This window comes from Erythrobacter aurantius (assembly GCF_023823125.1).
Classification (GTDB): domain Bacteria; phylum Pseudomonadota; class Alphaproteobacteria; order Sphingomonadales; family Sphingomonadaceae; genus Erythrobacter; species Erythrobacter aurantius.
This window is the reverse complement of the sequence record NZ_CP090949.1, coordinates 2379538-2393396: the sequence shown is the minus strand read 5'-3', so window position 1 is coordinate 2393396 and position 13859 is coordinate 2379538. Positions and strand designations below refer to the sequence as shown.

The window sequence follows — 13859 nt, the reverse complement described above, 5'->3', positions numbered from 1 at the left end:
ACATGTTTCGACTGGATGGAATGAACGCGCTGGTAACCGGCGCAAGCGGCGGGATCGGTTCCGCGATCGCGATTGCGCTGGCAAAGCAGGGCGCGCGCGTTGCGCTGTCAGGGTCCAATGGCTCCAAACTGCGGTCTTTCCGTGAGCAGCTGCATGAGGAATTCGGCGGCGAGCATGTCGAGATCACCTGCAACCTTTCCGACCGCGTTCAGGTCGAGGAACTGATCCCGGCGACGCTCGATACGCTGGGCGGGATCGACATTCTGGTGAACAACGCCGGGATTACCCGCGACAACCTCGGAATGCGGATGAAGGATGAGGAATGGGACGAGGTGATCGCGATCAACCTCGAAGCATCCTTCCGCCTGATGCGCGCCAGTGCCAAGCCGATGATGAAGGCGCGTTTCGGCCGCATTATCAACATCACCAGCGTCGTCGGCCACACCGGCAACCCTGGTCAGATGAACTATTGCGCGGCCAAGGCAGGCCTCACCGGCATGACCAAGAGTTTCGCTCAGGAAGTCGCCAGCCGCGGCATTACCGCCAATTGCGTGGCCCCCGGCTTCATCCGCACCGCAATGACGTCCGCGCTAGATGAAAAGCAACAGGCGACCATCAACGCCCGCATTCCGATGGCGAAAATGGGCTCGGGTGAGGATATCGGCGCTGCCGTGTCGTTCCTTGCCAGCCGCGAGGCGGGCTACATCACTGGCGAAACGCTGCATGTGAACGGTGGCATGGCGATGGTCGGATAAGGAAAGGGAAGGCTGAAAAGCCCTTATCCCCAAGCGAATCCCCCCTCGCAAAGGCACAAACTTGCCCGTATTGTCGGGGGCGCTAAGGTTTTTCCGATCATTCGGCGTTTTCAGGGCGATTCCGGCCTGTTGGCGCCACCCGGCAAGATACAACGATAGGGTAAGCTGATGAAGGCTACGATCGAACGCGCGACGCTCCTGCGTTGCCTTTCCCATGTTCAGTCGGTGGTCGAGCGCCGCAACACCATTCCGATCCTGTCCAACGTCCTGATCGACGCGAGTGACGGCGGCAGCGTGAAGGTGATGGCGACCGACCTCGATCTGCAAGTGGTTGAAACGATGAGCGCGGCCTCGGTCGAAGTGCCCGGCGCGATCACCGTGTCCGCACACCTGCTGTTCGACATCGCCCGCAAGCTGCCCGAAGGTTCGCAGGTAAGCATCGAAACCGCAGAGAACCGGATGGAGATCAAGGCGGGTCGCAGCCGGTTCAAGCTGCCGACACTGCCGCGCGACGATTTCCCGGTGATCGTCGAAGGCGATTTGCCGACAAGCTTCGAAATCCCGGCTCGCACATTGGCCGAACTGATCGACCGCACCCGGTTCGCGATTTCGACCGAAGAAACCCGCTATTACCTCAACGGCATTTTCCTGCACGTCACCGACGAAGACGAGCCAGTTCTCAAGGCTGCCGCGACCGATGGCCACAGGCTTGCACGCTTCACGCTTGCCCGTCCCGATGGTGCGGAGGGCATGCCCGACGTGATCGTTCCGCGCAAAGCGGTGGCAGAGCTGCGCAAGCTGCTTGAAGAGGCGATGGACGGTTCGGTCCAGATCGACCTTTCGGCCAGCAAGATCCGCTTCACGCTTTCGGGTGAGGGCGGTGTGGTGCTGACCAGCAAGCTGATCGACGGCACTTTCCCCGATTACAGCCGCGTCATTCCGACCGGCAACGACAAGCTGCTCAGGGTCGATCCGAAGCTGTTCTATCAGGGCGTCGATCGCGTTGCGACCATCGCCACCGAGAAGACCCGGGCGGTCAAGATGGGGCTGGAGCAGGACAAGGTGACGCTGTCGGTGACATCGCCTGACAACGGCAATGCCGCGGAAGAACTCGCTGCAAGCTACAGCAGCGAAGGCTTCGAAATCGGCTTCAACGCCAATTACCTGAAGGACATTCTCGGCCAGTTTGATTCGGCGGAAGTGGAGCTGCATCTCGCCGATGCGGGCGCACCGACGCTGATCCGCGAGAACGACCAGAGCCCCGCGCTCTACGTTCTCATGCCGATGCGGGTATGATGCGCGCGGCCACGTTGACGATGGCGGCGGTGCTGGCATTCGCCGCGCCGCTGCATGCGCAACAGGGTGAAGATTACACCCCCGCGTTCAGTGCTGAGGATGATCTCGACTGTGCGATCTTCATCGGCGCGATCATGGCGGAAATGGAAGCGGAAATGACGCCCGACAACCAGATCGGGCTCACCAGCGCGCTGACCTATTTCGTCGGCCGCTACGAAGCGCAACGCGGCACCGATTTGATGCAAGCATTTACGGATCGCTACCCCGTTTATCTGCAGCGCAACCCGGCAGAGATCGAGCAGACCTGTTCGGTCAGGATGCGATCCTTTGCCGCGCGCCTGCAGGTCTCGGGAAGCGCCCTGACGAGGCTGCAACCGCCACGCCCGGCGCAGCAAGGCGACACCGCTCCGCAGGAGTGAAACATGCCGCCTTGTCGCGGGCGGTGATGACATAGGAGAACCTTCGATGACCCTGTCCCAGGTGCACGTTCGCAAGAATGCTCTCACCGATGCCGAACTGGTCGAAGTGCCGACCGGCGAACTCGCTGAAGGAGCGGTGCGGCTCAGGATCGAGAGTTTCTCCGTCACGGCCAACAACATCACCTATGCGGTGGTCGGTGACGGGTTCCGCTATTGGGATTTCTTCCCCGCGCCAGAGGGCTTCGGCATTGTGCCGATGTGGGGCCATGCGCAGGTGATCGAGAGCAAATGCCCTGAGATCGCCGTGGGCGAGCGGGTCTATGGCTATCTGCCGATGGCGACCCACCTCGATGTGGTGCCGGGCAAGATTAACCCTGGCGGCTTTTCCGACATGATCGAATATCGCCAGCCGATGAGCCCAGTCTACAACAGCTACACCCGGCTCGCCGCCGATCCAGAGCATGATCCCGCGCGCGAGAAGGAGCGGATGATCTATGGTCCGCTGTTCAAGACCGGCTTCATCATCGACTATTTCATGCGGTCAGAGGGCTGGTTCGGCGCGAAGCAGGTCGTGCTGACCAGCGCATCGTCCAAGACCGCGATGGGTTTGGCAAGCTGTGCCAAGCAGGCTTCTCCCGGGATCAAGCGTATCGGGCTAACGTCTTCTGGCAATGTCGAATTCGTGCGTTCGACCGGCCTGTATGATGAAGTGGTCGCGTATGACGATCTCGGCACGATTGCGCAGGAGCCGACGGTCAGCGTCGATTTCGCAGGCAATGCGAAACTGCTGGCGAGCATCCATCAGCACTTCGGAGAGGCGCTTAAATATTCGTGCCTTGTGGGTGCGACCCATATCGAGGAACGAGGCGCAGGGATGGGCGGGGCAGCCGGTCTGCCCGGGCCCAAGCCGACGCTGTTCTTTGCCCCGGATCACTTCGTTTCCTTCTTCAAGGAACACGGCCCGGTCGAAGGCGGCAAGCTGGCTGCGGCGGCTTGGCACGGGTTCCTGAATTCGGTCGAAGGCGCGGTGGAAATCGTCACCCACAAGGGCCTCGACGCTGCGCGCACGACCTTTCTGGAAATGGTCGGCGGCAGTGTCGATCCGGCAAAGGGTATCGTGATCGAGCCGTGAGCTAGTCGCGGCGGACTACTCCGCCGCTTCGGCCAGCTCAGCGCGCTGGGGGCCGCGGATCAGGCCGCCCGGCGTTGCGCCTGTCCACTTGCCTTCCTCGAATGTCACCACGCCGCTTTTGATCGTGCAGACGTAGCCCTCGGCTTTCTGCAAGAGGCGCTTGCCACCCGCAGGCAGATCAAAGGCGAGCCACGGGCGACCGAGTTTCAACCGATCCATGTCGATGACGTTGATGTCGGCGAGGAAGCCCGGCGCGATCACGCCGCGATCTTCGAGGCCATAGAGCACGGCGGTGTCGCGGCACTGGCGCTTGATCGCGTTTTCCAGCGTGATCCGGTCCCCGCGCTTGCGATCGCGCACCCAGTGTTCAAGCATGAAGGTGGGCGAGGCCGCATCGCAGATCGTCCCGCAATGCGCGCCGCCATCGGACAGCGAATTGACCGTGTCGTCGGCATGCTGAAGCGGGTGCAGGAAATCGAGATTCCCCTCCGCATAGTTGAGGATCGGCAGGTAGATGAACCCGGTTCCATTGTCGCGGCACAGCATGTCATAGGCGTATTCCTGCGGGCTGATCCCGGCGGCCTGAGCGCGTGCGTTCACGCTGGCCGATGCGTCCGGCTCGTAATCGAAATCCGGATCCATCTCATATTGTAGCGCCCAACCCTGGGTAATCACCATGACCACACCGATGATGTCCTTGGGCGCATCGGAATAGTCATTCGCTTCGGCCAGCAGTTGCGCCTTGAACGCGGGATCGAGCAGCTTTGCCTTCTGTTCGGCCCAGGGCAGATCCTTGATCGCTTGCCAGCTCGGACGAAAGGCGAAGGGGTTTACCGTGCCCTGCCACGCCATGATGATGCCGTTACCGCGCAGCGCGATCTGGGCGACGATGTTCGCGCCATTGTCGTTTTCCGCGCGCATGGTGGCGATCTGCTCTTTCAGCGGCATTTCCTTGGCGATGCTTTCCAGCGCGGCAAAGGTAACGGGGATCCCGGCTTCGCGGCTGAGGCGTCCCATCCACTCGAATTCGTTCCAGTCGCGCTGCAGGTCGCTTGCCATTTCGAATACAGCGTGGCCGCCGGCGTCCTTGGCCCGGCCCATCGCTTTGCCGATGGCGACCAGTTCTTCGGGCGTGGCGGTGGTGCCGGGGACCAGTTCCCCGTCAACCGATTTGTGCAGCACCGTGCGCGATGTCGAGAAGCCGAGAGCGCCCGCGCGCACGCCTTCTTCGACGATACGGCTCATTTCGGCGATGTCTTCTGCGGTCGGCACCGCGCCGGGTTGCTCGCGATCCCCCAGCACATAGGCTCGCACAGCCCCGTGAGGGACATGGGTGCCGATATCGACGGTGCGCGGCAGTTTCTCCAGCGCGTCGAGGTATTCGGGGAAGGTCTCCCAATCCCAGGTAATCCCTTCGGAAAGGGCGGTACCGGGGATGTCCTCCACCCCTTCCATCAGGCTGATCAACCATTCGTGGCGATCGGGCTTGGCAGGGGCAAAGCCGACACCGCAATTGCCCATGACGACGGTGGTGACGCCGTGCCAGCTTGAAGGGGCCATTTCCTGATCCCAGGTGGCTTGCCCGTCATAATGCGTGTGGATGTCGACAAATCCGGGAGCGACGATCTTGCCGGCGGCGTCGATCTCGTGCGTGGCGTCGCCCGAAACGGCGCCAACTGCCGCGATAAGCCCGTCCTTGATCGCGACATCTCCGGTAAACCGCTCCGCTCCGGTTCCGTCGACAATTGTCCCACCCCGAATGATCAGGTCAAACGCTGGCATTTCTCTCTCTCCCGGTTTTTATTCGCAACCGGCTTATCATATCGCGCCGGACGCTGCTACGCTGTCAAAATGACCATGAAGCCCAGCGGACCTGCCAGTTGGCAGCCTGAACCAGACAGCGGAATTGCGATCGAATGGATCGAGGCAGGCAGCCTGACTTTCGAAGTCGCAACCGCAGGCGAGGGCGATCATCTGGCCTTGTGTTTGCACGGGTTTCCGGAACTGCATTACAGCTGGCGGCACCAGATGCCTTTGCTGGCGGAAATGGGATACCGCGTCTGGGCCCCCAATCTGCGTGGTTACGGCGGAACTTCGCGACCCGAGGGCACTGACGCTTACAGGCTGAGAACCTTGGCGCAGGATGTCGCGGCGCTGATCGATGCCAGCGGGGCGAGCAAGGTGACGCTGATCGCGCATGACTGGGGTGCGATCATCGCCTGGTATTTCGCCATAATGGAAATCAGGCCGCTCGAACGGCTCGTAATCATGAATGTGCCGCATCCCAGATGCGGGCGGCGCGAATTGAAGACTTGGCGGCAGCTGCGAAAGAGCTGGTACATCTTCTTCTTCCAATTGCCTATGTTGCCCGAGCTGTTGCTGGGCCGCGGGGGTGCGATGCCGATCAAGCGCCTGTTCAAGGAAACGACGGTCAATTCGCACCTGTTCGACGAAACTGTGCGGGAAACCTACCGGCAGGCGGCGGCAATGCCGGGGGCGCTGACCGCCATGTTCAATTACTACCGCGCGCTCATCCGCCGTCCGGATGCGCGCGATGTAGGCGCAGGGCAGGTCAAGGTGCCGACCTTGATCGTCTGGGGCGAACAGGATGTGGCGATCGACATCCACTGCCTCGACGGGACGGAAGAATACGTCCCCGAACTGGAAGTCCACCGCCTGCCCGATGCATCCCACTGGGTTCAGCAGGATGCGCCGGATCAGGTGAATGCCATACTGAGAGCCTGGCTGCCCACGGCTTAGGCGGCGTAAGCGCCCACGCGGTCTTTTTCCGCCTCGGTTTCCGGAGCGTCGAGGAATTCGCGGATTGCGGCGACGCTTTCATCGGCATGGGTCAGCAGGAACAGGTGACCGCCGCCCGCAAACATCTTGATGCGCGAATTGGGGATCATCGCCTTCAGGATTTGGCCGTTGATCGGGCGCACGATCTGGTCGTCCTCACCCATCATGATCAGCGTTTCCTTCTTGAGGAAGGGCAGCGCGGGCAGACTGGTCCAGCCCAGCATGCACAGCAGTTGATACATGTATCCGCGCGGGGAAGGGGGCTTCAACCGCCCGATGTGGCTGTCCTTCTGGTGTGCCGCACCGTCAGCGTCGGCTCCGCCGTATAGCGTCGCGAAATGCTCGTTCATGAATTCGGGATCGATATAGCGGCGCGGATTGGCCATCTTGGTGAAGGCGGCGGGGTTGCCCGGCACCATCGCCATGCCCGGCGTGGTCGCGATCAGCGTCAGCCGACGGGTTCGGGCCGGGTGCTGGAGCGCAAAGTGCTGCGCCATCGCACCGCCCCATGAAACACCCATCACATCCACTTCGCCAAGGCCGAACCGGCCAAGCAGTTCCGCAGCGGTCCAGCTCATGGTGAAGGGGTTGTAGGGGATGATCGGATCGGGTGATTCGCCGGTTCCGGGCATGTCGAACATGATGAATCCGCGCTCCGGCATGGCAGCTGCCAGCGGGGCCACGGCTTCGATATTCGCACCAATGCCGTTGAAGAACAGGATCGGCAGGTGCTCGCTCTGTTTTTGCAGCCGCCATGTAGCAACCCGTAGCGTCCGCCCGGCCACTTGCTCCATCGAAATGACCGCTTCGTCCATGATTTCCGTCACGATAAACCCGTCCTTGGTGGGCGCGCATAAGGGGTGCGCCGTGGGTGGGGGACACGCATCGCAGATCCCGTGCGACACGTGCCTCCCATAAGCTGTAAATTCATCTTTACGGCTGCGCCTGTATCAGACTTCTTCGACGACGTAGAGTCCCGGTGCGCTTTCCAGCGGGGGATGCGCCTTGCTGCCGACTTCGGCGGGCGCAGGCACCTTTCCGCCCGAACGCGCCTGAATCCACTCCATCCAGAACGGCCACCAGCTGCCCTTTACCTCTTCGGTACCCTGCAACCATTCGTCAGCCGTCTCAGGCAGTTTGCCCTTCTTCTTCTGGACGTAATACTTCGCCTTGGGGTTGCCCGGCGGGTTGAGGATCGCCTGCATGTGGCCTGATTGGCTGAGGACGTAGGTGACGTGTTTTGAGCCGAACAACTGGGTCGAACGATAGGTCGCTTTCCAAGGGGTGATGTGATCGGTGACACCGCCAAGGATGAACAGGTCGGAGGTCACCTTGCTCAGATCGACCTTGTGATCCGCCATCTCGACTTCGCCCTGCTTGGTGAAGGCGAGCGTTTCATACAGCGTCAGGAAATCGCCCATCAGGCTGGCGGAAAGGTTGGTCGCGTCCGCGTTCCAGAACAGCACGTCGAAGGCGGGTGGATCCATTCCCAGCAGGTAGTTGTTGATCACATAGTTCCAGATCAGATCGTTCGGGCGGAGCCAGGCAAAACCGCGCGCCAGATCGTCCGCCTTGATGATACCGGCCTTCGCCGCCCGCTGGCGGGCAAGCGCCATGCCGTTTTCGCTGACGAGCGAACCGGCTTCGATGTCGGTCTGTTTGGGGTGCAGCACGCACACCATTAGCGTCAGAGTGCCAAGTACGGGGTTGTTCGTCGCGGCGAGCTTTGACGCGAGGACAGAGGCGGTCTGGCCGCCCGAACAGCCGGCGGAAACGTTGACCTTTTTCGATCCGGTGATTTCCGACACGACCGCCAAAGCTTCTTCGCATGACGCGATGTAATCGGCCATGTCCCAATGGCCTTGTTCCTTCGAAGGGTTGCGCCAGGAAATGACAAAGGTCTGAAGCCCGTTGTCGACCTGCCATTTGATGATCGATTTTTCCGGCGACAGGTCATTGATGTACATCTTGTTGATCTGCGGCGGGATCGTCAGCTGCGGGATCTCGTACACCTCGTCCGTTGTCGGGGCGTAATGGATCAGCTCGTACATTTCGGTGCGATGCACGACGTTGCCCTTGGAGGTGGCGATGTTTTCACCCAGTTTGAACGGGCGTTTGTCGACCTGGCTTACCATCCCCTTGTTGTGGACGATGTCGTTGTAGGCGTTCTGCAGCCCCTTGATCAGCGACAGGCCGCCGGAATTGATGATCTGCTTTTGCGCCATCGGGTTGCCGGCTAGCGTATTGGTCGGCGCAATTCCGTCGAGGATGATATTGGCAATGAAGTTTGCGCGGTTGCGTTCAAGCTCGTCCAGTTCAAGGTCTTCGAGCCAGTTGCGCATGCCCTTTTGCACCGCGAGATAATATTGGGCGCCGGCACGGAAGAACGGGTTGTATTGCCACGCCGGGTCCATGAACCGCTTGTCCTTGGGATCGGGCTTCAGCTCGCTCTTGCCGGTCATGATCTTGACCATGTCTTCGCCCCATGTCCGGGCGTGTTTCATCAGACGATTGGGATCGGATGCAGTTTCGCGGAGCAGCAAGGCAACGGCGCTGACGAAATCCTCGCGCGCGACACCGACAAGCGGCCCTAGCGCGTTGGTCGATTGTGCCGCTTCATTCTCGAGCTTCACGGTGCCTTGTGCCATCCCATATCCCCTTTGCGATTGCTGAATTCGGCGTTGTTCTGCGAATTGGTGAACAAATGGCCTGTTCGCATTCATCTGACAAGCCGAAGCGCCGAGTGAATTGCCCGGCTTTTCAGTTTGCGGCCCGCAATCAGGCATCGTGGTTAAGCACGGTTATCCAAATGTTCACTACTGAAAGCTATCGCGTCTGGGCTCAATACGAGGAGTCTTACGCGCAAATGGCTGGCCTGCTTTCCCGCTTCAAGAACGGTTCGGGTGAACCCGAATCCGATTCCCCCGTCCTGTCGGAGCAAAAGTTCGGCCGTGCACACCTGTTGCAGAGCCTCGAAAACTCCGATCTCGGATGGTTCTGGGCCAGTGATGCGGAAGGCCGCATTCAGTACATTTCGGAACCGGCCGTCCGCCGGATCGGCAGGCCTGCCTCGGACATCGTGGGCAGACCGATGACGGAAGTGTTCCTGCCTGTAGAGGGCAGCGAAGATTCCGGTGGCGAACGGCCTTTGAAATTCCAGCTTGCAAAGCGCAACTCGATCAAGCCCACGACTGTCAGGCTGGATCGTGGAGAAGGTGCGGGCGAGTCATGGTGGGAAATCGCCGGTGTTCCCCAAACCGACGCGGGCGGCAAATTCTCCGGCTACCACGGAATTGTCCGCGACGTTTCCGAAAGCTTCAAGCACCAGCGCGATGCAGAAAAGATGTCGCGCTATGACTCGCTTACCGGGCTTTCCAACCGGCATCGCATGTCGTCGCAACTCGAAGCGACCCTGACCGCCTTCAAAGCTTCAAAGCGGTCTTGCGCGATCATGCTGATCGACCTCGACCGGTTCAAACAGGTCAATGACACAATGGGTCATCCGGCTGGTGACGAGCTGCTCAAGCAGGTGGCTGGCCGCCTCGCACGGGTTCTTGGAGAGGGTGTCGAAATCGGACGTATCGGGGGCGACGAATTCGAAGTCATCATGCCTGACGTCGATGATCGTGGCACGCTGGGCGATCTGGCGATGCGGGTCATCCAGATGGTCTCGCAACCCTATTCGATCAACGGGATGCGTGCTGTCATCGGTTGTTCGGTTGGTGTCGCCGTCGCGCCTTTCGACGGAATCGAGTCGGATGAGCTGGTCAAGGCAGCAGACCTCGCGCTCTATTCGGCCAAGGGTGGCGGTCGCGGGCAGTTCCGTTTCTATTCCAACGAGTTGCGGGACAAGGCCAGCTATCGCCACCAGATCGAAGCCGATCTGCGCGACGCAATCAGCCGTGACGAACTGGAAATGCATTATCAGCCGATCCTCGACGTCAATCGCCATGAAGTCGTCTGTGTCGAGGCGTTGATGCGCTGGAACCACAGCGAGCGCGGGATGATCTCTCCGGCAGATTTCATCCCTGTGGCTGAAGAGGTTGGAATTATCCGCGAACTCGGCGCATGGGCGCTCTTGCGGGTTTGCGAGACGATCAGGGAATGGCCCGGCGATATCCGTGCCGCAGTCAACGTCTCGGCAGTGCAATTCTCCTCGGAAGATTTTGTTGATGTCGTGCGCCGCGCGTTGAAGACAAGCGGCGTCAACCCGGCGCGGGTCGAGCTCGAAATCACTGAAAGCGTGTTCGTTGGCGACATGGAGCGCGCTTTCCGCGTGTTCAACGAACTCAAGGAGCTTGGCGTAAAGCTGGCGCTGGACGATTTCGGCACCGGCTATTCTTCGCTCGGCTATCTTCGTGATGCGCCGTTCGACAAGATCAAGATCGATCAGAGCTTCGTGCGCGGCTGTGCATCGCCCGATAACCGAAATGATGCGATCATCTCCGCTGTCGTCAGTCTGGCATCGGCATTGGGCATGGAAACGGTTGCCGAAGGCGTTGAGACGAAGGACGAACTCAGAGCAGTAACCGATCGCGGTGTATCGCACGTCGAGGGGATGCTTTTTGCCCGAGCGCTGCCTCAGTTAGAGATCGAGGAACGGCTTGCGACGGGTGAACTGAAATTCGTGCCCAAGGGCCCGGAAAAATACCGCTCTGATCGGCGCACTGAATTCCGCAAGATCGGGCTCATCCACGGCGATGATCGATACAACGTTTTCCTGCGCAATCTCTCAAGGACTGGGGCCAAGATCGAAGGCTTGCTGGATGTTCCAGTTGGCACGGACATCGTACTTGACCTTGGAGGCGGCCAGCTTGCTGTTGCAACCGTGCGTCGTTCGGAAGGGTTCAGTCAGGGCGTTGAATTCGAAACGCCTTTGATCAGCGATGGGGCCGATGGCCTGTGCACCCGCCACCGCGTGTCGCCCTATCAGATCGAAGCGGCGGGACGCCCGCTTCGCTCGCTCAACGACGAAGCAGTTGCCGCGCTTACCGGCGCCATGCGTTCCAGCACCAAGTACTTCGTCGAAGTCGACATCACCAGCACTCGCCGAGACTGATCGAAGGGCGTGGCGCCCGGATCACGCCGCCCCAAAACGATAGTGCTCGATCATGTGCCGTTAACCGCGGTCATTAGCCAAAAAATAACCAACCGGCTTTACGCAACGTGAAGTACGTAAAAACCCTATATTTTGGGGTCTGACGGGAAGGAAGAGGCAAACGTGCCCCTCAAGGGTTTCTTGTCCAGAAGCGGATCGAAGGTTGCCGCAGCAAGCGCGACTTCTGGTTCCGGGAAGTCGGCAAGCGCGCTTTCCGATGGCGAGAAGCTTGCCATGCTCAATGAGCTTGAGCGGTCTGGCCTTGGCTGGTTCTGGGCAAGCGACAAGGACGGCAAGCTGACCTATCTCAGTGCCACGATTGCTGATCGTATCGACATTGCTCTCGATGACCTGCTGGGCAAGCCGTTGCCTTCGGTATTCGTCTCCGCTGATCGTGAAGGGCGCAGCAAATCGCTTTCGTTGATGCTCAACGCGCACCGGGCCTTTTCGGGATTCGCGGTGCGAGCGGAGAAGCGACCGCAGGGAGCGGTGCTCCGTCTTGCGGGTCAGCCGATCATTGAAGACGGCGAGTTTTGCGGCTTCCGCGGTACCGGTGCCGATATCACCGAGGAGTACTATCGGGAGGAAGAGACCGAACGTCTCGCCAAGTTCGATTCACTCACCGGATTGTCCAACAGGCACCGGATGAAACATCAGATCGAAAGCACGATCACCGCATTCAAGGCGGCCAAGCGCAACTGCGCGATCATGATGCTGGATCTCGACAAGTTCAAACACGTCAATGACACTCTAGGCCATGCCGCCGGGGACGAGCTGCTGAAGCAGGTTGCCGAAAGGCTGCGCCGCTCGATCGAGGTCGATTGCGAGATCGGACGGCTTGGCGGTGACGAATTCCAGGTCCTGATCCCGGACAAGGACGATCGCGGCGAACTGGGCGACATCGCGATGAAGGTCATCACGATGCTCAAGCAGCCATATTCGCTCGAAGAAGGTCGCTGTGTGATCGGCTGCTCCGTTGGCATTGCCATCGCCCCACACGACGGGGTGACAGCCGACGAGGTAGTCAAGTCGGCTGACCTTGCCCTTTACGCGGCCAAGAACGGGGGAAGAGGGCAATTCCGCTTCTTTTCGGGGGAACTAGAGAACGAGGCTCTATTCCGCCGCCGCCTGGAAGAGGACCTTGGGGCGGCTGTCAGAGACGAGCAATTGTTCCTCAAGTACGAGCCGATTGTTTCCGCCGACACCGAAGAAGTGCGCGCTCTCGAAGCTCACATTTGCTGGAACCATCCCCAGCGTGGTGAGATAGACGAAGAAGAATTTGCATCAATCATCGACGGTTCGAGCCAAGTGGGGGAAGTCGGCACTTGGGCCATTCGAGAAGCCTGCAAGGACGCGGTGCAATGGCCGGACTCAATCCGGGTAGCCGTCAATGTGCCGGTCGCCCTGTTTGCTGCTGACGGCTTCGTTGAAGCGGTTGGCGAGGCTCTGCAGGAAGCGGACATATCTGCAGCCCGGCTTGAACTGGAAATCAGTGAGGCAGTGTTCTTTGGCGACACGAGCGCGGTTGATCGTACCCTCGATCAACTGTTCAAGCTCGGCGTTCGGTTGACCCTCGATGAATTCGGCAGTGGTTATTCCTCGCTGGCCTACCTGCGGCGCGCGCCCTTTGATGCGATCAAGATTGACGAAAATCTCATAAGCGAAGCCGAAAAGAACGACACCTCCGACCTCGGTTTGATCACGGCAATTGTCGCGCTCGCCAACGCCCTTCGGATGGACACCATTGCCAACGGGATCGAGACGACGACAATTTTCCAGAAGCTCAAGGATTGCGGTGTCAAACGGATGGAAGGGCCGATCTTCTCGGATCCCATCAGTCGGGAGACGGTGCAGACCGAGTTGGTGGGAGGAAACTGGAAGATTGCCCCAAGCAGCGACCGGATAAAGCGTTCAAAGCGCCGCACTGTTTTCCGAAAGATCCAGGTGATCCATGACGATCATTCCTATGAGGTAACGCTCAGAAATCTCTCGCGCACGGGTGCGTTGATTCAGGGGTTGTCTGAGGTGCCTAAGGGAACGCAATTCGTTGTTGATCTGGGTGGCGGCCAATTGGCAGTCGCGACGGTGATCCGGACAAACGGTGACACGCAGGGCCTCGAATTTGAACAATCGCTGGTCGACGACGGAGCAGGGGGGCTTTGCACCCGCAACCGTGTGAGCCCTTACGCGCTGGCAGCGGCTGGTGCCCCACTCGCAGCTTTGGCCCAAGGCGCTTACGAAGCAATGCCTGGCGGCGGGTTGGGGCAAGCTGGCAGTGTCCCTCAATTCAGCTATGCTGCGCCGTCTAAGTTTGAGGGGGTTTGAGGCGGTTTTGTTTGTTGCAATTTTCGAGAATGACA

At 60.0% G+C, this 13859-nt stretch carries 10 protein-coding genes; 7 read left to right on the top strand and 3 right to left on the bottom strand.

Going from position 1 to position 13859, the window contains the following annotated elements:
- Window positions 1–2 precede the first annotated feature (2 nt).
- From fabG to L1K66_RS11405, 4 genes are all read left to right on the top strand, one after another.
- Complete coding sequence (fabG, locus tag L1K66_RS11420; protein ID WP_034954285.1) at window positions 3–755, top strand: 3-oxoacyl-[acyl-carrier-protein] reductase; 753 nt, start codon at window positions 3–5, stop codon at window positions 753–755.
- A 168-nt stretch (window positions 756–923) separates the two neighbouring features.
- Entirely contained in the window at window positions 924–2051 is a 1128-nt protein-coding gene (gene dnaN, locus L1K66_RS11415) for a DNA polymerase III subunit beta (RefSeq protein WP_252257994.1), read from the top strand.
- A complete protein-coding gene (locus L1K66_RS11410; protein WP_252257993.1) occupies window positions 2048–2470 on the top strand; it encodes a hypothetical protein in 423 nt (140 codons plus the stop codon). The genes dnaN and L1K66_RS11410 overlap by 4 nt, the downstream gene beginning before the upstream one ends.
- Before the next feature lie 46 nt (window positions 2471–2516).
- A complete protein-coding gene (locus L1K66_RS11405; RefSeq protein ID WP_252257992.1) occupies window positions 2517–3602 on the top strand; it encodes a DUF2855 family protein in 1086 nt (361 codons plus the stop codon).
- Window positions 3603–3617: 15 nt separating this feature from the next.
- Here L1K66_RS11405 and L1K66_RS11400 read toward each other — a convergent pair whose 3' ends face one another.
- Window positions 3618–5384: an N-acyl-D-amino-acid deacylase family protein gene (locus L1K66_RS11400; RefSeq protein ID WP_252257991.1), complete on the bottom strand. Its 1767-nt coding sequence runs from the start codon at window positions 5382–5384 to the stop codon at window positions 3618–3620.
- A gap of 69 nt (window positions 5385–5453) precedes the next feature.
- Here L1K66_RS11400 and L1K66_RS11395 point away from each other — a divergent pair, with 69 nt between their 5' ends.
- Window positions 5454–6362: an alpha/beta fold hydrolase gene (locus L1K66_RS11395; protein ID WP_252257990.1), complete on the top strand. Its 909-nt coding sequence runs from the start codon at window positions 5454–5456 to the stop codon at window positions 6360–6362.
- On the opposite strand, the gene L1K66_RS11390 is transcribed toward L1K66_RS11395, so the two are convergent.
- Together L1K66_RS11390 and L1K66_RS11385 are read right to left on the bottom strand one after the other, a co-directional pair.
- Entirely contained in the window at window positions 6359–7228 is an 870-nt protein-coding gene (locus L1K66_RS11390; protein ID WP_252257989.1) for an alpha/beta fold hydrolase, read from the bottom strand. The two genes, L1K66_RS11395 and L1K66_RS11390, sit on opposite strands and share 4 nt — an antisense overlap.
- Window positions 7229–7351: 123 nt before the next feature.
- A complete protein-coding gene (locus L1K66_RS11385) occupies window positions 7352–9049 on the bottom strand; it encodes a PHA/PHB synthase family protein (protein WP_252257988.1) in 1698 nt (565 codons plus the stop codon).
- A gap of 161 nt (window positions 9050–9210) precedes the next feature.
- Here L1K66_RS11385 and L1K66_RS11380 point away from each other — a divergent pair, with 161 nt between their 5' ends.
- Together L1K66_RS11380 and L1K66_RS11375 are read left to right on the top strand one after the other, a co-directional pair.
- Window positions 9211–11460 (top strand): putative bifunctional diguanylate cyclase/phosphodiesterase, encoded by a 2250-nt coding sequence (locus tag L1K66_RS11380; RefSeq protein ID WP_252257987.1) that lies wholly within the window; start codon window positions 9211–9213, stop codon window positions 11458–11460.
- A 162-nt stretch (window positions 11461–11622) separates the two neighbouring features.
- A complete protein-coding gene (locus tag L1K66_RS11375; RefSeq protein ID WP_252257986.1) occupies window positions 11623–13824 on the top strand; it encodes a putative bifunctional diguanylate cyclase/phosphodiesterase in 2202 nt (733 codons plus the stop codon).
- The last annotated feature ends 35 nt before the right edge of the window (window positions 13825–13859 follow it).